At 73.1% G+C, this 20,947-nt stretch carries 19 protein-coding genes; 5 read left to right on the forward strand and 14 right to left on the reverse strand.

What is annotated here, in order from left to right; all coding sequences use genetic code 11:
• Positions 1 to 42 precede the first annotated feature (42 nt).
• On the forward strand, positions 43 to 1,131 hold the full coding sequence (locus tag ABC795_RS16425; RefSeq protein WP_347058249.1) for an ABC transporter permease: 1,089 nt from the start codon (positions 43 to 45) through the stop codon (positions 1,129 to 1,131).
• The gene (locus tag ABC795_RS16430; protein ID WP_347058251.1) at positions 1,128 to 1,964 is read left to right on the forward strand and encodes an ATP-binding cassette domain-containing protein; all 837 of its coding nucleotides are present in this window, start codon (positions 1,128 to 1,130) and stop codon (positions 1,962 to 1,964) included. Before ABC795_RS16425 ends, ABC795_RS16430 begins: the two co-directional genes overlap by 4 nt.
• A gap of 40 nt (positions 1,965 to 2,004) precedes the next feature.
• Here the strand turns inward: ABC795_RS16430 and ABC795_RS16435 are convergent, their stop codons facing one another.
• From ABC795_RS16435 to clpB, 9 genes are all read right to left on the reverse strand, one after another.
• Complete coding sequence (locus ABC795_RS16435) at positions 2,005 to 2,148, reverse strand: GPGG-motif small membrane protein (protein WP_347058253.1); 144 nt, start codon at positions 2,146 to 2,148, stop codon at positions 2,005 to 2,007.
• 154 nt (positions 2,149 to 2,302) lie between these two features.
• A complete protein-coding gene (locus ABC795_RS16440) occupies positions 2,303 to 2,725 on the reverse strand; it encodes a DUF3151 domain-containing protein (RefSeq protein WP_347058255.1) in 423 nt (140 codons plus the stop codon).
• Between the two features lie 2 nt (positions 2,726 to 2,727).
• On the reverse strand, positions 2,728 to 3,762 hold the full coding sequence (gene fbaA / locus ABC795_RS16445) for a class II fructose-bisphosphate aldolase (protein ID WP_347058257.1): 1,035 nt from the start codon (positions 3,760 to 3,762) through the stop codon (positions 2,728 to 2,730).
• A gap of 340 nt (positions 3,763 to 4,102) precedes the next feature.
• Complete coding sequence (locus ABC795_RS16450; RefSeq protein WP_347058258.1) at positions 4,103 to 5,461, reverse strand: FAD-dependent oxidoreductase; 1,359 nt, start codon at positions 5,459 to 5,461, stop codon at positions 4,103 to 4,105.
• On the reverse strand, positions 5,458 to 6,873 hold the full coding sequence (locus tag ABC795_RS16455; RefSeq protein ID WP_347058260.1) for an FAD-linked oxidase C-terminal domain-containing protein: 1,416 nt from the start codon (positions 6,871 to 6,873) through the stop codon (positions 5,458 to 5,460). The genes ABC795_RS16450 and ABC795_RS16455 overlap by 4 nt, the downstream gene beginning before the upstream one ends.
• Positions 6,874 to 6,974: 101 nt before the next feature.
• Complete coding sequence (pyrE, locus tag ABC795_RS16460; RefSeq protein ID WP_347058261.1) at positions 6,975 to 7,529, reverse strand: orotate phosphoribosyltransferase; 555 nt, start codon at positions 7,527 to 7,529, stop codon at positions 6,975 to 6,977.
• Between the two features lie 79 nt (positions 7,530 to 7,608).
• Positions 7,609 to 8,265 (reverse strand): fasciclin domain-containing protein, encoded by a 657-nt coding sequence (locus tag ABC795_RS16465; RefSeq protein WP_347058263.1) that lies wholly within the window; start codon positions 8,263 to 8,265, stop codon positions 7,609 to 7,611.
• 173 nt (positions 8,266 to 8,438) lie between these two features.
• Positions 8,439 to 9,137, reverse strand: a complete 699-nt coding sequence (locus tag ABC795_RS16470) for a hypothetical protein (protein WP_347058264.1) — start codon at positions 9,135 to 9,137, stop codon at positions 8,439 to 8,441.
• Between the two features lie 107 nt (positions 9,138 to 9,244).
• Positions 9,245 to 11,830: an ATP-dependent chaperone ClpB gene (gene clpB, locus ABC795_RS16475; protein ID WP_347060740.1), complete on the reverse strand. Its 2,586-nt coding sequence runs from the start codon at positions 11,828 to 11,830 to the stop codon at positions 9,245 to 9,247.
• A 220-nt stretch (positions 11,831 to 12,050) separates the two neighbouring features.
• Between clpB and ABC795_RS16480 the strand changes: the two genes are divergently transcribed.
• Positions 12,051 to 12,527 (forward strand): MarR family transcriptional regulator, encoded by a 477-nt coding sequence (locus tag ABC795_RS16480; RefSeq protein ID WP_347058265.1) that lies wholly within the window; start codon positions 12,051 to 12,053, stop codon positions 12,525 to 12,527.
• A 75-nt stretch (positions 12,528 to 12,602) separates the two neighbouring features.
• Positions 12,603 to 13,040 (forward strand): OsmC family protein, encoded by a 438-nt coding sequence (locus tag ABC795_RS16485; RefSeq protein WP_347058266.1) that lies wholly within the window; start codon positions 12,603 to 12,605, stop codon positions 13,038 to 13,040.
• 159 nt (positions 13,041 to 13,199) lie between these two features.
• Here ABC795_RS16485 and ABC795_RS16490 read toward each other — a convergent pair whose 3' ends face one another.
• The 5 genes from ABC795_RS16490 to dnaK form a co-directional block, all read right to left on the reverse strand.
• Positions 13,200 to 13,673: a MarR family winged helix-turn-helix transcriptional regulator gene (locus tag ABC795_RS16490; protein ID WP_347058267.1), complete on the reverse strand. Its 474-nt coding sequence runs from the start codon at positions 13,671 to 13,673 to the stop codon at positions 13,200 to 13,202.
• Positions 13,670 to 14,122: a helix-turn-helix transcriptional regulator gene (locus ABC795_RS16495; RefSeq protein ID WP_347058268.1), complete on the reverse strand. Its 453-nt coding sequence runs from the start codon at positions 14,120 to 14,122 to the stop codon at positions 13,670 to 13,672. The genes ABC795_RS16490 and ABC795_RS16495 overlap by 4 nt, the downstream gene beginning before the upstream one ends.
• Positions 14,119 to 15,327, reverse strand: coding sequence for a molecular chaperone DnaJ (gene dnaJ, locus ABC795_RS16500; protein WP_347058269.1), 1,209 nt, complete (start codon positions 15,325 to 15,327; stop codon positions 14,119 to 14,121). The genes ABC795_RS16495 and dnaJ overlap by 4 nt, the downstream gene beginning before the upstream one ends.
• 163 nt (positions 15,328 to 15,490) lie before the next feature.
• Positions 15,491 to 16,189 (reverse strand): nucleotide exchange factor GrpE, encoded by a 699-nt coding sequence (grpE, locus tag ABC795_RS16505; RefSeq protein WP_347058271.1) that lies wholly within the window; start codon positions 16,187 to 16,189, stop codon positions 15,491 to 15,493.
• Positions 16,186 to 18,045, reverse strand: coding sequence for a molecular chaperone DnaK (dnaK, locus tag ABC795_RS16510; protein ID WP_347058273.1), 1,860 nt, complete (start codon positions 18,043 to 18,045; stop codon positions 16,186 to 16,188). The genes grpE and dnaK overlap by 4 nt, the downstream gene beginning before the upstream one ends.
• A 549-nt stretch (positions 18,046 to 18,594) precedes the next feature.
• Between dnaK and ABC795_RS16515 the strand changes: the two genes are divergently transcribed.
• Positions 18,595 to 20,901, forward strand: a complete 2,307-nt coding sequence (locus ABC795_RS16515; protein ID WP_347058274.1) for a (Fe-S)-binding protein — start codon at positions 18,595 to 18,597, stop codon at positions 20,899 to 20,901.
• The last annotated feature ends 46 nt before the right edge of the window (positions 20,902 to 20,947 follow it).

Below are 20,947 nucleotides of genomic sequence, written 5' to 3' on the forward strand. Positions count from 1 at the left end.
CGCACCCGCTCGCCCCGAGGAGGACCCGCTGCCGACGTCCTGTTGCCCCATCGGGTCGCCGTCCCGTTGATCACCGACCGCCCGTCCGCCTTCGGAACCCGCCCCGCCCCGGCTCCGCTGGGCCGCCGGTTCCTGGCGCGTGCACTGGCCCGGCCGAGCCTGCCGGCGGTCGTCGGGCTGGTCGTGGTCGTCGCCTACTTCGCCGTGCAGGTGCCGGAGCTGCTGTCTCCGTTCGGGCTGGCCACGGTCCTCGACACCGCGGCCGTGCTGGGCATCGGGGGCGTCGCCGTGGCGCTGCTGCTGGTCGCCGGGCAGTTCGACCTCTCGGTGGGGGTGATCGCGGTCTCCAGCTCGCTGCTCACCGCGCTGCTGATCGGCTTCGCGGGCTGGAGCGCCTGGCCGGCGCTGATCGTCTCGCTGCTCGCCGCCCTGGCGGTCGGGGTGGTCAACGGCGTCCTCGTCGTCAACACCGGCCTGCCCAGCTTCCTGGTCACGCTGGCGACCTTCCTGATCCTGCAGGGCACCTCGCAGGCCGGCGCCCAGGCGGTCGCGGGCTCCACTCGGGTCAGCGGCCTGGACCAGACGCCGGGCTGGTCGTCGGCGAGCGCGCTGTTCGACGCGACGCTGCAGATCGGCAACGGCCGGTTCAGCGTCGCGATCGTGTGGTGGGTGGTGCTGACCGGGCTGGCCACCTGGGGCCTGTGGCGGACCAAGTTCGGCAACGCGGTCTTCGCCTGCGGCGGCGCTCGCCAGGCGGCGCGGGAGCTCGGCGTGCCGGTCCGCCGGACGACCGTGACGCTGTTCTGCCTCACCGCGGCCGCGGGCTGGCTGCTCGGCACCTTCACGCTGGTGCGACTGGGCAGCGTGCAGGCGGGCGGCACCGTGGGCATCCTCAGCGGGATCGACTTCATCGTCGTCGCGGTCATCGGCGGCTGCCTGCTCACCGGCGGCTACGGCTCCGCGATCGGTGCCGCCGTCGGCGCGCTGCTGTACGCGGTCGCGCGGGAGGGCATCACGCTGGCCGACTGGGACACCCGCTGGTTCCAGGCGCTGCTGGGAGTGCTGCTCCTGGTGGCCCTGCTGGCCAATGGCGTCGTGCGGCGGCGGCTCAAGTCGAGGCCGCGCTCGTGAGCACGTCCGCGGCCGTGGACGGCGCCCCGGCTCCCGGACCGATCCCTGTCGTGGAGCTGCGCGGCGTCACCGTGCGGCACGGCCACGTACCGGCGCTGAGCCGGGTGAGCGCCGCCCTGGTCCCCGGCGAGATCACCTGCGTGCTCGGCGAGAACGGCTCCGGGAAGTCGACGCTGGTGTCGGTCCTGTCGGGGCTGCGCCGGCACGACGAGGGCGAGCTGCGCGTCGACGGCACGCCCGTGCGGTTCCGCTCGCCCCGGCAGGCGCGGGAGGTCGGCATCGCCACCGTCTGGCAGGACCTCGCCGTCGCGCCGCTGCTGTCGGTGTGGCGGAACTTCTTCCTCGGCGCCGAGCCCACCCGCGGGGTGTGGCCGCTGCGCCGGCTCGACCTCGACGGCGCCCGGGAGACGACCGCCCGGGCCATGGCCCGGGTCGGTGTCACCGGGCTGGACCCCGACCAGCCGGCGAGCTCCCTGCAGGCCGGTGAGCGGCAGAGCCTCGCCGTCGCCCGCGCTCTGCACTTCGGCGCCCGGGCGCTGGTCATCGACGAACCCGTGACGCCCGTGACGGTCGCCCGGCAGACGCTGTTCGGCCAGTCCATCCTGGCCGCCCGGGCCCAGGGCCTCGCTGTCGTCGTCGTGACGAACAACCCGCGCTACGCCCACCTCATCGGCGACCGGTTCCTGCTCCTGGCGCACGGCCAGGTGGCCGGCAACCTCACGCGGGACGACGTCGACGCCGACGTGCTCACCGCACTGATGACCGGCGGCGATCAGCTGACCACGCTGACCGATGCGCTCACCGCGCTCCACCCGGAGCTCGGCGAGCGCTGAGCCGCCCGGGCCCCCGACGGCTGCGGGGGCCCGGGGCAGGTCAGGTGAAGATGCTCACCCCGCCGGGGCCGACCAGCAGCCCCACGACGATGAGCACGATGCCCCACACGATCTCCTTACGGATGATCGCGACGATCCCGGCGATCACCAGGACGACGGCGAGGATCCACAACAAGGTGGCCATCAGAGGTCTCCTCTCCAGGGCGCCCATCTGGCGCCGAGCACTCTGCGTAGTGAGCAGGAGAGCGGTGACCCAAACGCGGGTCACCCGAAAGTGCTGGTGGACGAGAGAACGGGCGGTCCGCCGATGCGGACCGCCCGTTACCGATCGTGAACGATCAGATGGCCAACGTCGGATCGCAGTCCCGCAGGAGCTGGGTGCACCGCTCCGCCTCCGCGGTCTCGCCGATCGCCTCGGCGGCCGAGGCCAGCACGGTGACGCAGCGCAGGAAGCCCCGGTTGGGCTCGTGCGACCACGGCACCGGGCCGTAGCCCTTCCAGCCGTTGCGGCGCAGCGCGTCGAGCCCGCGGTGGTACCCGGTGCGGGCGTAGGCGTAGGCCTGGATCGTGTCGACCAGCGCCCGCTCGGGGCGGTGCAGCGCCTCCTCGGCCAGACCGGCCCACACCGCGCTCACCGTCGGGTGGTGCGCGGCCACCTCGGCCAGGGTGGCACCCTGGGCGAGCTCGGCGTCGGCCTCGGGCGTCGCGGGCAGCAGGGTGGCCGGCGGCTCGCCCAGCAGGTTGCCGTGGGAGTGGGTCATGGTCACGCGCCCTGGGACTGGCCGGCCGACAGCAGGTGCTCGCAGGCCTGGACGACGCGGGCGGCCATGCCCGTCTCGGCGGCCTTGAGGTAGCTGCGTGGGTCGTAGGCCTTCTTGTTGCCGACCTCGCCGTCGATCTTGAGCACGCCGTCGTAGTTGCTGAACATGTGCCCGGCGATCGGGCGGGTGAAGGCGTACTGGGTGTCGGTGTCGACGTTCATCTTCACCACGCCGTAGGAGAGCGCCTCGCGGATCTCCGACTCCGCCGAGCCCGAACCGCCGTGGAAGACCAGGTTGAACGGCTTGGCGCCCTCGCCCAGCCCGAACTCCTTGGCCACCAGTGCCTGGCCGCGCTCGAGCACGTCGGGTCGCAGTTTCACGTTCCCCGGCTTGTAGACGCCGTGCACGTTGCCGAAGGTGGCGGCGAGCAGGTAGACGCCGCGCTCCCCCAGCCCGAGTTGCTGCGCGGTGCGCAGGAAGTCGCCGTCGGCGGTGTAGAGCTTCTCGTTGATCTCGGCGACGACGCCGTCCTCCTCGCCGCCGACGATGCCGATCTCCAGCTCCAGCACGATCTTGGCGGCCGCCGACTTCTCCATGAGCTCCTCGGCGATGTCGAGGTTCTCGCCCAGCTCGATCGCCGAGCCGTCCCACATGTGCGACTGGAACAGCGGCTCCTGGCCGGCGTCGACCCGGTCCTTGGACAGCGCGATCAGCGGGCGCACGTAGGAGTCGAGCTTGTCCTTGGGGCAGTGGTCGGTGTGCAGCGCGACGTTGACCGGGTACTTCTCGGCCACCACGTGCGCGAACTCGGCCAGCGCCACCGCACCGGTGACCATGTCCTTCACCCGGGTGCCCGAGCCGAACTCGGCGCCGCCGGTGGAGAACTGGATGATGCCGTCGCTGCCGGCGTCGGCGAAGCCGCGCAGCGCCGCGTTGATGGTCTCCGAGGAGGTGCAGTTGATCGCCGGATAGGCGAAGCCGCCTTCCTTCGCCCGGCTGATCATGTCGGCGTAGACCTCGGGGGTCGCGATGGGCATGCGGTGCACTCCTCGCATCGGTTGCGGCTGTACTGCGCTGTACGTGCTGACGACGGGGGTCAGTATCCCGCCGCGCCTTCTCCGGCCACACCGCGGGCCGCGGCAGACCCCGACCGGGCGACACCGGCTCAGCCCTCGTCCCCGTCGCGCCCCACCCGCTGCCCGGGCGCGGTGGCGACCTGCACGGCCTGGCGGAGATCGATCCGCCAGGCCGTGCAGGCGGATCGCGGGGGGATCGAGCACGGGGAGGGCGCTGCCCCGCAGATCGCACGGAGAGGCCGGCGTCGTACCGGTCCGCGCCCCGGACGTCGGTCGACGGCAGCACGCGGCGGTGCGCCGGTCAGCCCTGCTCGATGCGGCTGACCACCCGCGCGGCGACGACCACCGGGTCGTAGGTCGGCGAGAACGGCGGCGCGTAGGAGAGGTCGGAGCCGGCGAGGTCCTCGGCGGTCATCCCCGCCCAGATGGCGGCGGCCAGCACGTCGATCCGCTTGCCCGACCCGGGGCCGCCGACGAGCTGGGCACCGAGCAGCCGCCCCGACCCGGCCTCGCTGACGAGCTTGACGGCGATCTCCTCGGCGCCGGGGTAGTAGCCGGCCCTCGTCGTCGCCTCGATCGTCTCGGTGCAGTAGTCGAAGCCGGCCTGATCGGCCTCGGTGGTGCACAGTCCGGTGCGGCCGATCTCCAGCTCCCCCACCTTGGTCAACGCGGTGCCCAGGACCCCGGCGAAGCGGGCCGCCCGGCCACCGACGACCGAGCCGGCCACCCGTCCCTGCTTGTTCGCATGGGTGCCGAGCGCGACGTGGGTGACCTCGCCGGTGACCCGGTGGAAGGTCTGCGAGCAGTCGCCGGCGGCGTAGATCTCCGGGTGCGAGCGGGTGCGCTGGGTGCGGTCGACGTCGATGGCGCCGGTGGTCCCGAGCCGGATGCCGGCCCGCTCGGCCAGCGCCACCTCCGGGCCCATGCCCAGACCCAGCACGACCAGGTCGGCGTCGTAGCTGCCGGCGTCGGTGCGCACACCCCGCGCCCGGCCGGACCCGTCCACCAGGATCTCGCGGACCGCCTGGTCGGGGTGCATCTCCATGCCCATGGCACCCATGCCGGCGCAGACCCGCTCGGCCATGTCGGCGTCGAGCAGCTGCATCGGCAGCGGGTCGGCGAGCACGACGGTGACCTCGAGACCGCGCCGCTGCAGCGCCTCGGCCATCTCCAGCCCGATGTAGCCGCCGCCCAGGACCAGGGCGCGGCGCGGGCCGGCGTCCAGGGCGGCCCGGATGGCGGCGCCGTCGTCGAGCCGGTGGACGCCGAAGACGCCCGGCGCGTCCAGCCCCGGGATCGGCGGGCGGTTCGGGCGGCCTCCGGTGGCGACGAGCAGGCGGTCGTAGCCGATCCGCTCGCCGGCGTCGGTGACGACCTTCCCCGCGTCGGCGTCGATCTCGACCGCCCGCGTGCCGGTGTGCACGGTGATGTCCCGGGCGGCGAAGTCCGCCGGCGTCCGGGCGATCAGCGCGTCCCGATCCGCCACCTGCCCGCCGACCCAGTACGGGATGCCGCAGGCGGAGTAGGAGACGACGTCCCCCTGCTCCAGCACCACGATCTCCAGGTCGTCGGCGTTCCTCAGCCGGCGGGCCTGGGCCGCGGCCGACATGCCCGCCGCGTCGCCGCCGATGACGAGGAACCGGTCCTTGGCCGTGGTCACCGGTCCAGCGTGGCACCCACCGGCGCGCTGCGGAACACCGTGCCCGGGTTCAGCAGCCCGGTCGGGTCGAGCGCGGACTTGATCGAGCGGTGCACGTCGAGGGCCACCGGGCCGATCTCACGCTCCAGCCAGTCCACCTTGAGCACCCCCACCCCGTGCTCGCCGGTGATCGTGCCCCCGAGCGCGAGGCCGAGCTCGAGGATGTCGTCGAAGGCGCCGAACGCACCGGCCCGCTGGTCGTCGTCGGCCGGGTCGAAGACGACGGTGGGGTGCATGTTGCCGTCGCCGGCGTGGCCGACGACGCCGACGACCAGCCCCCGGGCCGCGGCGATGGCGTCGCAGCCGTCGAGGAACTGGGCGATCCGCGACCGCGGCACGGCGACGTCGTCGATCAGCGTGCTGCCCAGCTGTGCCAGGGCCGGCAGCGCCATGCGCCGCGCGGCCAGCAGCAGGTCGCCCTCGGCGGGGTCGTCGGTGGTGTGCACCAGGTCGGCACCGGCCTCGCGGCAGAGCTGGGCCAGGACCTCGATCTCGGCCAGGGCCGCGGCGCCGCCTGTGTCGGACTGGGCGACCAGCAGCGCGTGCGCGCTCCGGTCCAGATCGGCCTTCAGCAGGTCGTCGACGGCGCAGATGCAGGTGTTGTCCATGACCTCCAGCAGGCTGGGCACCAGCCCGGCGGTCACCACCCGCTCGACGACCTGCCCGGTCTGCGCCGTCGTCGCGAACGTCGCAGCGAGGGTGACCGGGCGCTGCGGCGCCGGGCGCAGCGCGAGGGTCGCCTCGGTGATGATCCCGAGGGTGCCCTCCGAGCCGACGAACAGGCGCGCCAGGTCGTAGCCGGCCACGCCCTTCACCGTGCGGCGGCCGGTGCGCAGCACCCGCCCGTCGGCGAGCACGACCTCCAGGCCGAGCACGTAGTCGGTGGTGACGCCGTACTTCACGCAGCACAGCCCACCGGAGTTCGTGGAGAGGTTGCCGCCGATCGTGCACCAGTCGTAGCTCGACGGGTCGGGAGGGTAGAACAGGCCTGACCCGGCGACGGCGTCGCGCAGCTGCTTGTTCACCACGCCGGGCTGGACGACGGCCAGCCGGTCGGCCGGGGACACCTCCAGGACGGCGTCCATGCGGGTCATGACGACGGTGATCCCGCCGTCGACGGCGTTGCTGGCCCCGGCGAGCCCCGACCCGGCGCCCCGCGGCACCACCGGCAGCCCGTGCCGGGCCGCGATCCGCATCACCGCGACGACGTCCTCCGTGCAGCGCGGGAACACCACGGCGGCCGGGGTGCCGGCGGAGGCCAGCATCGCCTGGTCACGCGCGTAGCCGACGGTGACGTCGGGGTCGGTGAGGACGCCGTCGGCACCCAGCGCGTCGGTCAGCTCGGCGAGCCACGTCGCCGTCGTCGTGGTCACCGTCACACCGTACGGCCTGACCCCGCCGGCGAGATCGGCGATCTCGCCCGTTCCAGCCGTTCGTACGGTGTGAGATCGGCGATCTCGCCCGTTCCAGCGGTTCAGGCGAGACCGAGGTCGGCGAGGGTGAAGGCGGCCCGGTACTCGAAGCCGGCCTGCTCCACCGCGGCGCGGCCCCCGCGGTCGACGACCACCGCGATCGCCACCACCTCGGCGCCCGCCTCCTGCAGGGCCTGGGCGGCGGTGAGCGGGCTGCCGCCGGTCGTGGAGACGTCCTCGACCACGAGGACGGCGCGCCCCTCGACGTCGGGCCCCTCGATCCGCCGTTGCAGGCCGTGGGCCTTGCCCGCCTTCCGGACCACGCAGGCGTCGAGGAACCCCTCGCCCGCCGCCGCGGCGTGCAGCATGGCGGCGGCCACCGGGTCGGCGCCGAGCGTGAGCCCGCCGACGACGTCGTAGCGGAGGTCGCCGGTGAGCTGGCGCATCACCCGGCCGACCAGCGGCGCGCCCTCGTGGTGCAGCGTCAACCGGCGCATGTCGATGTACCAGTCGGCCTCCTGTCCCGAGGAGAGCGTGACCTTCCCGTGCACCACGGCGAGGTCGACGATCAGCTGCAGCAGCCGGTCGCGGTCGGGAAGGGTCGGAGCAGCCGTCATGGACCCGACCCTAGTGAGCGCCGGTCGGGGCCACCGCGGCGTGACCACCCGGACGGCCCAGGAGGACACCGGTCCCTTCTCAGGCGGTGGGCGCGAGCACCTGGTCGATGATGTAGACGGTGGCGTTGGCGGTCTGCACGTTCGCGCAGATCACGGAGGCCTCCATCTGGTCGAGGACCGTGGCCTCGGCGCTGATGGCGAAGTCCTGCCCGGAGCCCTCGATGGTGACCTCGTCGTTGTTCAGCGTGGTGTGCGTGCCGGCCAGTTCGTCGGGGGCCAGGCGGCCCGGGATGACGTGGTGGGTCAGCACCGCGGTGAGCTGCGGGGTGTCGGCCAGGAGGGCGTCGAGCGCACCGGCCGGGAACGCCTCGAACGCCGGGTCGGCCGGCGCCAGCACGGTGATGTCGTCGATGCTGTTCAGGGTGTCGACCAGGCTCGCGGCCTGGACGGCCCGGACCAGGGCGGAGAGGGCCGGGGTGTTGCCGGCCGCGGTGACGACCGGGTCGGCGCTCATGCCCTGGAAGCTGCCCGCGCCCTCGGTCGCCACGGCCGCGCAGCCCTCGCCGAACGGCTCGTCGGAGGCGGGCATGGCCGAGCTCTCGGCGGCCGCGGAGGTGCTGCTGGTGCCGGCGGCGGCGGTGCTCTCCGCGGAGTCGTCGGAGCCGCAGGCGCTGAGCGTGATCGCCAGGGTGGAGACGGCGGTGAACAGGACGCCGCGGGTGAGGGTGCGCTTCATGGTGGTGGTCCTGTCCTGGTGCCGCGCGGGGTCGGCGCCGCGATCGGGTCGGGCGTGGTACGTCGCCGGTCCGGCCGGCGGGTCGCCGTCGGTCCCTGCCGCGACGAGCCCGGTGGCGCGGATCGCGCGCGACTGGCCGGCCGCCGGCCGGCGGGAGCGCCCGGACGGCCTGATCAGCGCTGGCCGGTGGCGAGCTGCCACTTGCGGAAGCGGTACCAGTCGTTGGACGCCTTCGCCGCGAGCAGCACGACGCCGGCCGCGGTGAGGGCGATCTGGAACCAGGTGAGCGTGGTGACGAACGGCAGCGGCCCGCTGCTCCCGGCGCTGAAGGGCGCCGTCAGCAGCGTCAGCCCGCCCAGCACCCAGAGCACGATCCGGGCCCAGTTGCGGCCCTGCCAGGCGAACCAGAGGAACAACGCCTGCAGCAACAGCATCAGGACCCCGACGGCGATGCTGATCTGGAGGGCGAGCTCGGCGAACTGCTCGACGTCCACGCCCTCCAGCCCGGGGTCGTCGAGCCCGGTCCCCTCCTGGGCGAGCGTCCAGTCGAGGAAATCCTCCCAGTTGAGCACCGTGGCGATGCCGGCCACCGCGCTGAGCACCAGCGCGGCCAGGAAGGCGCCGAGCCCGGCGCGCACCGCCAGCGGGCGCTCCACGGGCTCGGGGGCGTCGGGGCCCCACCCGTCGGGCGCGGCCGGGGCGGGCTCGTAGCCGTAGGGGTGCTGGCCGTACGGGTGCTGGCCCGGCGCTCCCTGACCGTAGGGGCCGGGGCCGTGGGGCGGCTGGCCCGGCGGCGGAGGAGGAGGCCAGCCGGGCTGCTGCTCGCCCTGCCCCTCGGGCCGGCCCTGCTGGTCGTCCTGACCCGCCGTCATCGCGCCTCCGTTCCTCGGTCGGTCATCGCCGCGATCATGGTCGACGGCGGCACAGCGGACCAGCGGGCGCGCGGAGCCACCCGGTCGGGGTGGCTCCGCGCCCACCGCTACGCCCGGGTGACCTGCAGCCCGGTGTCGGCCTCCCCGGCCACCCAGTCGACGACGACCTCGTCGCCGTCCCGGATGTCCCCGGCCAGCAGCGCCCGGGCCAGCTGGTCGCCGATGGCCGACTGCACCAGCCGGCGCAGCGGCCGGGCCCCGTACACGGGGTCGAACCCGTTCAGCGCGAGCCACTCGCGGGCGGCGTCGGTGACGGTGAGGGTCAGCCGGCGGGCCGCCAGCCGGCGGGCGAGGACGTCGACCTGGATGTCGACGATCCCGGCCAGCTCGTCGGTGCCCAGCGCCCGGAACACCACCACGTCGTCGAGCCGGTTCAGGAACTCGGGCTTGAAGTGCGACCGCACCACCTCGAGCACCGCGTCGCGCCGCCGGGCCTCGGGCACCGACTGGTCGGCGATGATCTGCGAGCCGAGGTTCGAGGTCAGGATCAGAATGGTGTTCCGGAAGTCCACCGTCCGGCCCTGGCCGTCGGTCAGCCGGCCGTCGTCGAGCACCTGCAGCAGCACGTCGAAGACGTCGGGGTGCGCCTTCTCCACCTCGTCCAGCAGGACCACGGTGTAGGGGCGGCGCCGGACGGCCTCGGTGAGCTGCCCGCCGGCCTCGTAGCCGACGTAGCCGGGAGGCGCACCCACCAGGCGGGCCACCGAGTGCTTCTCGGAGTACTCGCTCATGTCGATGCGGACCATGGCGCGCTCGTCGTCGAAGAGGAACCCCGCCAGCGCCTTGGCCAGCTCGGTCTTGCCGACGCCGGTCGGACCGAGGAACACGAACGAACCGGTGGGGCGGTCGGGGTCGGCGACGCCGGAGCGCGCCCGGCGCACCGCATCCGAGACGGCGCGCACCGCATCCGGTTGCCCGACGACCCGCCGGCCCAGCTCCTCCTCCATGCGCAGCAGCTTCTGGGTCTCGCCCTCGAGCAGCCGCCCCGCGGGAATGCCGGTCCAGGCCTGGACGACCTCGGCGATGTCGTCGGGGCCGACCTCCTCCTTGAGCATGGAGTCCTGCTCCGCGACCGACGCCTCGGCCTCGGCGAGCGCCTTCTCCAGCTGCGGCAGCCGGCCGTAGCGCAACTCGGCCACGCGGGCCAGGTCTCCGTCGCGCTCGGCGCGCTCGGCGTCGGTGCGCAGCCGCTCCAGCTCCTCCTTGATGTGCTGGATCCGGCCGATGGCGCTCTTGTCCTGCTGCCAGCGGGCCGTCAGCTCGGCGAGCTCCTCGCGCTTGTCGGCGAGGTCCTCGCGGAGCGCGGCCAGCCGCTCCAGGGACGACGCGTCGTCCTCCTTGGCCAGCGCCATCTCCTCGATCTCCAGCCGCCGCACCGCGCGCTCGACCTCGTCCACCTCGACGGGACGGCTGTCGATCTCCATGCGCAGCCGGCTGGCGGCCTCGTCGACCAGGTCGATCGCCTTGTCGGGCAGGAACCGGGACGTGACGTACCGGTCGGACAGGGTCGCCGCGGCGACGATGGCGCCGTCGGTGATGCGGACGCCGTGGTGCACCTCGTAGCGCTCCTTGAGCCCGCGGAGGATGCCGATGGTGTCCTCGACCGAGGGCTCGCCGACGAAGACCTGCTGGAAGCGGCGCTCGAGGGCGGGGTCCTTCTCGATGTGCTCGCGGTACTCGTCGAGCGTGGTCGCGCCGACCATGCGCAGCTCGCCGCGGGCGAGCATCGGCTTGATCATGTTGCCGGCGTCCATCGCGGAGTCGCCGGTCGCGCCGGCGCCCACGATGGTGTGCAGCTCGTCGATGAACGTGACGACCTGGCCCTCGGCCTCGGTGATCTCCTGGAGGACGGCCTTGAGCCGCTCCTCGAACTCGCCGCGGTACTTGGCGCCGGCGACCATCGAGCCCAGGTCGAGCGCCATGAGGCGCTTGCCCTTGAGGCTCTCGGGCACGTCGCCGGCGACGATCCGCTGGGCCAGGCCCTCGACGATCGCCGTCTTGCCGACGCCCGGCTCACCGATGAGCACCGGGTTGTTCTTGGTCCGTCGCGACAGCACCTGCACGACCCGGCGGATCTCGGTGTCCCGGCCGATGACCGGGTCGATCTTCCCCTCACGGGCGCGCTCGGTGAGGTCGACGGCGTACTTCTCCAGCGCCTGGAAGGTGCTCTCGGGGTCGGCCGTCGTCACCTTGCGGTTGCCGCGCACCGTGCGGAAGGCCGCTACGAGGGCATCCCGGGTGGCGCCGGAGCCGGTGAGGACCGCGCCGGCCTCGCCGTCGGAACCGGCCAGGCCGACCAGCAGGTGTTCGGTGGAGACGTACTCGTCCCCGAGGGCGCTGGCCTGCTCCCCCGCGGCGTTGATCACCCGCAGGAACTCCCGCGACGGCGAGGGCGCGGACACCGTCGACCCGCTGACGCTCGGCATCCGCCGCAGGGCGGCGTCGGCCTTGCTGCGCACGTCGAGCGGGTCGGCACCCACCGCGGTCAGCAGCGGGCCGGCGATGCCGTCGGTCTGCTCCAGCAGGGCGACGAGCAGGTGCAGCGGCTCGAGGGCCGCCTGACCCCGGTCGACGGCCAGGCGCTGGGCACCGGCGACGGCCTCCTGCGAACGGGTCGTGAGCTTGCTCTCCATGCTGGGGCGCACGTCCTTTCGTGTCTCCGGCACGCCGTCCGTCCGTGGCCGGCGTCTCTGCCTGCTGCAACGAGCCGGGGGTTGAGTCTGTTCCGCTCAACTCTGCCAGTTTCTGCGGGCGACCGCTCCGCCCGCCTCCCTCCGGACGGGGACCCCTCCCTCGGGGGGCGGAGGGCGGAAGGTCCCGGCCCGGCGAGCGGCGCCCCCTAGACTCCGGGGCATGACCGCTCTGCCGGCTCCGAGCGCGGCGCTCGACGACCAGCTGTGCTTCGCGCTGTACGCGGCCTCCCGGGCCGTGACCGCCCGGTACCGCCCCATGCTCGACGCGATCGGTCTGACCTACCCGCAGTACCTCGTGATGCTGCTGCTCTGGGAGGCGGACAACCAGACCGTCGGCCAGCTGGGCTCGCGGCTGGCCCTGGACAGCGGCACCCTCTCCCCCCTGCTCAAGCGGCTCACCGCCGCCGGGCTGGTCACCCGGCACCGGCGGATCGAGGACGAGCGGTCGGTCGCGATCGCCCTGACCGACGCCGGGCGGGCGCTGCAGGACAAGGCCGAGGCGATCTCCGCGGAGATGATCGCCGCCATCGGCTTCGACGCGACCGAGTTCGACGACCTGAAGTTCCGCCTCCGACTGCTCACCGACCGGGTCAACGGGAGCGCGGCGACCGAGGACGGCTCGGGATCCGGACGGTAGGGCGTCCGCCGCGCGGGTAGGAGGCGGCCACGGCGCCGCCCGAGCCGAGGGCGGCCACGGCCCGGAAGGGGCAGCATGCCCACTCGCACCGCTCGCACGGCCTGGAACGGCACGCTCCAGGAGGGCTCCGGACAGGTCGAGCTCTCCAGCTCCAAGATCGGCACCTACGAGGTGTCCTTCCCGAAGCGCACCGCAGACGAGGCCGGGGGGACCACGAGCCCCGAGGAGCTCATCGCAGCGGCTCACTCGGCCTGCTTCGCGATGGCGCTGTCCAGCGAGATCGGCAAGGCCGGTGGGACGCCGCAGTCTCTCGAGGTCTCCGCCGACGTCACGCTCGGCCAGAAGGACGGAGCCCCGGCCATCACCGGCATCACGCTGACCGTGCGAGGTGAGGTCGAGGGCCTCGACGCCGGCGGCTTCGACAAGGCGGCGCAGGCCGCCAAGGCCGGCTGCCCGGTGAGCAAGGCCCTGGCCGGCACCGAGATCACCCTGGACGCATCCCTGGCGGGCTGACCCCCGGCTGGACCGGCGACGGCCCGCCTCCCCTCGAGGCGAGGCGGGTCGGCCGGGTCCGGTCAGCGGGTGGCGGGCCCCGATCCGGCGCGCGCCGGCTCGCGGGTGCGCTCGGGGTCGGCGTTCCGACCCTCGATGGCGTCGGTGTCGACCGAGGTGTCAGTCCTTCGACTCGGACTCGCGCGCCTCGCCGATCCGGTTGAGCCGCTCGAGGAGGACGGCGAGCGTCGCGACGTCCTCGGCGGGCCAGCCGGCGAGGTCGCTCTCCCAGCGGGCGCGCCGCACGCTCCGGATGCGCGCCAGCCGCGCCGCGCCCTCGGCCGACGGCGTGAGCACCTGCGCCCGGCCGTCCTGCGGATCGGCGGCCCGCTCGACCAGCCCGAGGTCCACCAGGCTGGAGAGCTGCCGGCTGACGGTGCTCTTGTCCAGGCCGAGCCGCGCCACCAGGTCGCTCGCGCGCAGCGGCCCGGTGTCCTGCAGCAGCGCCAGCAGCCCGTAGGCGGCGCCGTCCAGGTCCGGGTGCAGCTCACGGGCCAGGCGGGTGGAGATGGCGCGCGAGCGCCGCAGCAGCAGCCCGATCTCGCGCTCCAGCGCGACGTACGCCTCGTGGGCGTCGATGCCCGGGCCGCTCACCGGGAACCCCCCGGCCGCCAGACGACGAGCGCCGAGCTCGGCCGCCGGTGCGGCACCAGGTCCGCGCGGTAGACCGCCGGGACCGCTGCCTCCGCCGCCATCCGCCGGTTCTCCGAGTGCTGCAGCTCGGCGAGCAGCTCGTGCACCCGCGCCTGCAGCGCCTCCACCTGCGACTCGAGCTCGATGATCCGCTTGATGCCGGCCAGGTTGACGCCGTCCTCCTGGGAGAGCCGCTGCACCTCGCGCAGCAGCGCGACGTCGCGCGGGCTGTAGCGGCGCCCGCCGCCGGGCGTCCGGCCGGGGCTGACCAGCCCCAGCCGGTCGTACTGGCGGAGGGTCTGGGCGTGCATGCCGGCCAGCTCGGCGGCCACGGAGATCACGAAGACCGGCGCGTCCTCGGCGACGGCCCGCCCCACGTCCGCGGCGGGGCCACCCGGTGGCATGGTCATCTTTCGCCTCCGGCCCGCACCGCGGCGGTGATCTGCGGGCGCGGGTCCTCGTCCATCTCCTCGGCCAGGTCCTCGATCACCTTGCGCTGCGCCGGGGTGAGCCGGGCGGGGACGGCGATCTCCACGGTGACCAGCAGGTCACCGGAGCGACCCTTCCCCGGGGCGCCGCGGCCGCGGACCCGCAGCGTGCGGCCGCTCGCGGTACCGGCTGGGACCTTGAGCGACACGCTCCCGTCCAGCGTGGGCACCGTGAGCGTGGTGCCCAGCGCCGCCTCGGCGAAGGTGATCGGCACGGTGAGCGTCAGGTCGTCGCCCTTGCGGCCGAACAGCGAGTGCTCGGAGACGTGCACGACGACGAACAGGTCACCGGCGGGCCCGCCGCGCCGGCCGGGCGCACCCTTCCCGGGCAGCCGGATGCGCTGACCGTCCTTGACCCCGGCCGGGATCCGCACGGTGATCGTGCGGGTCTGGCTGGTGATCCCGCTGCCGGCGCAGGTCGGGCACGGGTCGTCGACCACCTGCCCGCTGCCCCGGCAGTTGCGGCAGGGCTCGGAGAAGGCGAACGCTCCCTGGCTCCGGCTGGTCACCCCCGCGCCCTGGCAGACCGGGCAGGTGTGCGGGCTGGTGCCGGGCTTGGCGCCGCTGCCCGCGCAGGTCGTGCAGCTGCCCGGGCTCTGCATGCGCAGCGGGACCGTCACCCCCAGCACGGCCTCGTCGAACGACAGCGTCGCCTCGGTCTCGACGTCCTGGCCACGCGCGGGCCCGGACGCGGCCTGACTGCGGGCGCGGGCGCCACCGCCGGCGCCCCCGAAGAGGCCACCGAGGATGTCGCCCAGCCCGCCGGCGCCCCGGGCCCCCGCGCCGCCCCCGGCGGCACCGAACAGGTCGCCGAGGTCGAAGGGCTGGCCGCCGGGGCCCGCCCCCGGGAACCCGCCGGGGAACCCGGCCCGCGCACCGGCTCCCCCGGCGCCGAACAGCCGTCGCGCCTCGTCGTACTCCCCGCGCCGCTTGGGGTCGGAGAGGACGTCGTAGGCCTCGGAGACGTCCTTGAAGCGGGCCTCGGCGTCGGCGTTCCCCGGGTTCTTGTCCGGGTGCAGCTCCGTGGCCAGCTTGCGGTACGCCTTCTTGATCGCGGCGGCGTCGGCGTCCTGGGGGACGCCGAGCGCGCCGTAGTAGTCCTTCTCGATGAAGTCACGGGTGCTCATCACAGCTCCGCTGAGGAACTCGTGGCCTTCGGCCCGTTCAACAAGACCCACCTCCTGGATTGGGCAGCGCCGCAGGCACCGATGAGACACCGGAGGTGCGTTGTGGAACCGGAAGCCTTCGGCTGGTTCATCCGGCTCCCTCTCGCGCTCGGTCCGACGCCGCTCAGCCGGCGGCCGGGTCGGTCGGCTCGGCCCCCTCGGCGGCAGCGGGGGCCGGTGCCGGAGCCTCGGGCTCGGTGACGGCCACCATCGCCGTCCGCAGCACCCGGTCGCCCCGGCGGTAGCCCCGCCGGAGCACCGTGGTCGCCGTCGGCACGCTCACCTCGGCGGAGGTGTCGTGCATGACGGCCTCGTGCAGCGACGGGTCGAACTCGTCGCCGGCCGCCCCGAAGGCCTCCACGCCCAGGCCGTCGAGCAGCCCCAGGATGCGGTCGGCCACGAGCTTGAAGGCCCCGGTGAGGTCACCGTGGTCCCGGGCCCGCTCGATGTCGTCGACGATCGGGAACAGCTGGGTGGCGAACCGCTCGGCCGCCTGGTCGACGGCCAGCGTCCGGTCCCGGTCGATCCGCCGTCGGTAGTTGGCGTACTCGGCCGTGACCCGCTGGAGGTCCTCGGTGCGCTCGGCCAGCTGCCGCGCCAGGTCCTCGCCGTCAGCGGTCTGCTGCGGTGCGGTGGGCTCCTGCGGCGGCGCCTGCTCGGCGACCGGCGTCTCGTGCTCGCTCATCTGCTCCCCTGGGAGGTCGGAACCGGGCCGGACGCCGGCCGGCTGCTCGCCGGCCGGCGTCCGTACTGCACCAGTGGTGGGGTCGATCCGCCGCTTGTCACGGATGACCACCCGCGGCTGCTCGTCCCCCGAACTCATCGGCGGTCGTTGTCCTCGTCGACGATCTCGGCGTCGACGACGTCGTCGTCGTTCGTCGTCGCGCCGCCCTGCGCCGCGCCGGCCTCCGCACCGGGAGCGCCACCGGCCGCCTCGGACTGCTGGGCGTACAGCGCCCCGCCGACCTCCTGCGACACGCGGGCCACCTTCTCCTGCGCGGACTTGATCGCCTCGATGTCCGAGCCGCCCAGCGCGCTCCGCAGCTCGGTGAGCGCCTCGCCGAGCTCGTCCTTCTTCTCGGCCGGGATCTTGTCGCCGTTCTCGGCCAGGAACTTCTCGGTCTGGTACTGCAGCGACTCGGCGAGGTTGCGGGTCTCGGCCTCCTCGCGGCGGCGCTTGTCCTCCTCGGCGTGCGCCTCGGCGTCCTTCATCATCCGCTCGATGTCCTCCTTGGGAAGGGCCGAGCCGCCGGTGATGGTCATCGACTGCTCCTTGCCCGTGCCCAGGTCCTTGGCGTGGACGTGGACGATGCCGTTGGCGTCGATGTCGAAGGCGACCTCGATCTGCGGGACGCCGCGGGGCGCCGGGGGCAGCCCGGTGAGCTCGAACATGCCGAGCTTCTTGTTGTACATCGCCATCTCGCGCTCGCCCTGGAACACCTGGATCTGCACGGACGGCTGGTTGTCGTCGGCCGTCGTGAAGATCTCCGAGCGCTTGGTCGGGATCGTGGTGTTGCGCTCGATGAGCTTGGTCATGATCCCGCCCTTGGTCTCGATGCCCAGGGACAGCGGGGTGACGTCGAGGAGCAGGACGTCCTTGACCTCGCCGCGCAGGACACCGGCCTGCAGCGCGGCACCGATGGCCACGACCTCGTCGGGGTTGACGCCCTTGTTGGGCTCCTTGCCGCCGGTCAGCTCGCGCACCAGGTCGGAGACGGCCGGCATGCGGGTCGAGCCACCGACCAGGACGACGTGGTCGATCTGGCCGACGGAGATGCCGGCGTCGCGGATCGCCTGGTTGAACGGCGCGCGGGCGCGGTCGAGCAGGTCCTGGGTCAGCCGCTGGAACTCCGCCCGGGTGATCGTGATGTCCAGGTGCAGCGGGCCCTCGGCGCCGGCGGTGATGTAGGGCAGGTTGACGTTCGTCGACTGCGCGCCCGACAGCTCGATCTTGGCCTTCTCGGCGGCCTCGCGGAGCCGCTGCATGGCCAGCTTGTCCTTGGACAGGTCGATGCCGTTGGAGGCGTTGAACGTCTGCACCAGGTGCTTGACGACGCGCTCGTCCCAGTCGTCACCACCGAGGTGGTTGTCACCGGCGGTGGCCTTCACCTCGATGACGCCGTCCCCGATCTCGAGCAGGGAGACGTCGAAGGTGCCGCCACCGAGGTCGAAGACCAGGATCGTCTGCTCGGTCTCGCCCTTGTCCAGCCCGTACGCCAGTGCGGCGGCGGTCGGCTCGTTGACGATGCGCAGGACGTTGAGGCCCGCGATCTCACCGGCCTCCTTGGTGGCCTGGCGCTGCGCGTCCTCGAAGTAGGCCGGAACGGTGATGACGGCGTCGGTGACCGGCTCGCCCAGGTAGGTCTCGGCGTCCCGCTTGAGCTTCTGCAGGATGCGGGCGGAGATCTCCTGCGGCGTGTAGTTCTTGCCGTCGATCGCGTCGGTCTTCCAGTCGGTGCCCATGTGGCGCTTGACCGACCGGATGGTGCGGTCGACGTTGGTGACCGCCTGGTTCTTCGCCGACTGGCCGACGAGCACCTCGCCGTTCTTGGCGAAGGCGACGACCGAGGGGGTGGTGCGCGAACCCTCGGAGTTGGCGATGACCGTCGGCTCGCCGCCCTCCAGGACGGTGACGACGGAGTTGGTGGTGCCGAGGTCGATACCGACCGCTCGAGCCATGGAGATGGCCTCTCTTCCGTGTGCTGGGGTGGTACTGGTCCGTGGGGGGCAGCCGAGGAACCGGGCGGCACGGCGTCCTTGCGCCGGGTTCGCTCAACTTTCCTGCCCAGCCTAACGGCAGGAAGCCGTACGGTGTTCCCGGGGGGACGGATCTCGCCGCACAACCCCCACGGCTGCCGCCGGAGGCGGACCTCGCCCGGACGCAGCCGCCCGGTTCACCTTGCCGCACGGCCGCCGGCCGCGCCGGGCACCGCGTGGACGGGCGCCCGTACGGCGAGGTCGAGGCCCAGGCCGGGTGGCGCCCGGCCGGGGTCCGCGACCTCGCATGGGCGCGGCGGACAGGGGCGGCCAGGAGCCAGGGGGCGGCGCGCTGTCCTTACCCACGAGTAGCCTCTCGGCGCGCCCGCTATCGTGCGTCGCAGTGCGGGCAGCGGTGTCCGTACGCGATCGGAGCGCCGGTGCAGCGGCGCGCGCACCACACACAGCCCCGTCGCCCGTGTGGCCGGCGGGGGATCAGCCGACGCCACCAGGCGTACGGGAGGGGAAAACATGACGGGCCCGCTGCAGATCGTCCTGGGGACGATCAGCGTCCTGTTCCTGATCGTGTCGTCCGTGATGGCCTACCGGGCCGTCCGGGCGATGGTGCGGATCATCCGCACCGGCCAGCCCGACGGCACGCGTCTGCGTCCTGTCGGGCCGCGCCTGAAGATGCTGCTGGTCGAATCGTTGGCGCACACCCGGATGCTCAAGTGGACGCCCCAGGGGATCGCCCACTGGTTCGTCTTCGTCGGCTTCTACGGCCTGTTCCTCACGCTGGTCGAGGCGTTCGCCGAGGTCTTCAACCCGGCGTTCCACCTGCCGCTCATCGGTGCGTGGAGCGTGTGGAACCTCTTCGTCGACATCATCGGTACCGGCACGGTCGTCGGGATCCTCGTGCTGATCGCCCTCCGTCAGCGCGACCACCCGCGCCGGAAGGGCCGGAGCAGTCGGTTCGCCGGGTCCAACGAGGGCCGCGCCTACTTCGTCGAGTCCGTCGTCCTGCTGGTCGGCCTCTGCATCCTGGGCATCCGCGCGGCGAAGATCGCCTCCGGCCTGGACTACGCGCCCACCTGGTCGCATCCGGTTTCCAGCGCGCTGTCGACCTTCTTCCCGGACAACCCGGACCTGGTCTCCATCATCGCGTTCATCAAGATCGTGGTGTCGCTGACCTGGCTGGTCGTGCTCAGCCGCACCCTGAACATGGGCGTCGCCTGGCACCGGTTCAGCGCCTTCCCGAACATCTACTTCAAGCGGGAGGGCACCAGCGGCGCCCCCGCGCTCGGCCCGCTGCCGGCCATGACCTCCGGCGGCAAGCCCATCGACTTCGAGGACCCGGGCGAGGACGACGTCTTCGGCCGCGGGAAGATCGAGGACTTCACCTGGAAGGGGATGCTGGACTTCACCACCTGCACCGAGTGCGGGCGGTGCCAGAGCCAGTGCCCGGCGTGGAACACCGGCAAGCCCCTGTCGCCGAAGATGGTGGTCATGGACCTGCGGGACCACCTCTACGCGAAGGCCCCCTACCTGCTCGGTGAGAAGACGGCGTCGGAGACCGCGCCCGACTACGACGTCCTCAAGCCCAGCGACGAGCAGGTCTGGGCGTCGGGTTACGCCCGCATCGAGGGCACCAACGACGCGCAGGCGCACCGGCCGCTGGTCGGCACGCTGGAGGAGGGCGGGGTCATCGACCCCGACGTCCTGTGGAGCTGCACCAACTGCGGCGCCTGCGTCGAGCAGTGCCCGGTCGACATCGAGCACGTCGACCACATCCAGGACATGCGCCGCTACCAGGTCCTGATCGAGTCGAACTTCCCCTCCGAGGCCGGCGTCATGATGACGAACCTCGAGAAGCGCGGGAACCCGTGGGGCATGGGCGGCAACGTCCGCGAGGACTGGATCAAGGAGCTGGACTTCGACGTCCGCGTGGCCGACGGCCCGCTGCCGCACGAGGTCGAGTACCTGTTCTGGGTCGGCTGCGCCGGCGCCGTCGACGACCGCGCCAAGAAGGTCACCAAGGCCGTCGCCGAGCTGCTGAACACCGCCGGCGTCGAGTTCGCCGTCCTGGGCAACGGGGAGACCTGCTCGGGCGACCCCGCCCGCCGGATGGGCAACGAGTTCCTGTTCCAGCAGCTGGCCATGGAGAACGTCGAGACCCTCAACGGCGTCTTCGAGGGCCGGGTGCCCGGCACCCGCAAGATCGTCGCCACCTGCCCGCACTGCTTCAACTCGCTGGGCCGGGAGTACCCGCAGGTGGGCGGCGAGTACGAGGTCGTCCACCACACCCAGCTGCTCGGCAAGCTGGTGGAGGAGGGCCGGCTGACCCCCGTCACGCCGGTCGACCGCAAGGTCACCTACCACGACCCGTGCTTCCTGGGCCGGCACAACAAGGTCTACACGCCCCCGCGGGAGATCCTCGACTCCGTGCAGGGCCTGTCGACCCAGGAGATGCACCGCTGCAAGGACCGCGGCTTCTGCTGCGGCGCCGGCGGTGCCCGCATGTGGATGGAGGAGAAGATCGGCAAGCGGATCAACATGGAGCGCACCGAGGAGGCGCTCGAGCTCGATCCCGACGTCATCTCCACCGCGTGCCCGTTCTGCATCACGATGCTGAGCGACGCGCTGACCTCCAAGAAGCAGAACGGCGAGGCGGCCGAGCACGTCGAGGTGCTCGACGTCAGCCAGATCCTGCTGCGCTCCATGCAGCCGGTCGCGGTCTCGGCGCAGGGCGCGGACTCCGGCCCCGACGTCGGGACCTCGCCCGGCGCCGACCCGGCCGGTGAGGGCTCCGCGGCCACGGAGCACGGTCCGCAGGCCTGATCCACCGCACCACGGCGGCGCGCATCCCCACGGGGATGCGCGCCGC

Origin of the sequence: Blastococcus sp. HT6-30, assembly GCF_039729015.1 — a bacterium.
Lineage (GTDB): Bacteria > Actinomycetota > Actinomycetes > Mycobacteriales > Geodermatophilaceae > Blastococcus.

Bases quoted from the DNA above. Each gene is read 5' to 3' on its own strand.
- ABC795_RS16435 (WP_347058253.1), bottom strand. From the start codon at position 2,148: ATGGCCACCTTGTTGTGGATCCTCGCCGTCGTCCTGGTGATCGCCGGG.
- ABC795_RS16440 (WP_347058255.1), bottom strand. From the start codon at position 2,725: ATGACCCACTCCCACGGCAACCTGCTGGGCGAGCCGCCGGCCACCCTG.
- fbaA (WP_347058257.1), bottom strand. From the start codon at position 3,762: ATGCCCATCGCGACCCCCGAGGTCTACGCCGACATGATCAGCCGGGCG.
- pyrE (WP_347058261.1), bottom strand. From the start codon at position 7,529: ATGACGGCTGCTCCGACCCTTCCCGACCGCGACCGGCTGCTGCAGCTG.
- ABC795_RS16465 (WP_347058263.1), bottom strand. From the start codon at position 8,265: ATGAAGCGCACCCTCACCCGCGGCGTCCTGTTCACCGCCGTCTCCACC.
- ABC795_RS16470 (WP_347058264.1), bottom strand. From the start codon at position 9,137: ATGACGGCGGGTCAGGACGACCAGCAGGGCCGGCCCGAGGGGCAGGGC.
- clpB (WP_347060740.1), bottom strand. From the start codon at position 11,830: ATGGAGAGCAAGCTCACGACCCGTTCGCAGGAGGCCGTCGCCGGTGCC.
- ABC795_RS16480 (WP_347058265.1), top strand. From the start codon at position 12,051: ATGACCGCTCTGCCGGCTCCGAGCGCGGCGCTCGACGACCAGCTGTGC.
- ABC795_RS16485 (WP_347058266.1), top strand. From the start codon at position 12,603: ATGCCCACTCGCACCGCTCGCACGGCCTGGAACGGCACGCTCCAGGAG.
- ABC795_RS16495 (WP_347058268.1), bottom strand. From the start codon at position 14,122: ATGACCATGCCACCGGGTGGCCCCGCCGCGGACGTGGGGCGGGCCGTC.
- dnaJ (WP_347058269.1), bottom strand. From the start codon at position 15,327: ATGAGCACCCGTGACTTCATCGAGAAGGACTACTACGGCGCGCTCGGC.
- grpE (WP_347058271.1), bottom strand. From the start codon at position 16,189: ATGAGTTCGGGGGACGAGCAGCCGCGGGTGGTCATCCGTGACAAGCGG.
- dnaK (WP_347058273.1), bottom strand. From the start codon at position 18,045: ATGGCTCGAGCGGTCGGTATCGACCTCGGCACCACCAACTCCGTCGTC.
- ABC795_RS16515 (WP_347058274.1), top strand. From the start codon at position 18,595: ATGACGGGCCCGCTGCAGATCGTCCTGGGGACGATCAGCGTCCTGTTC.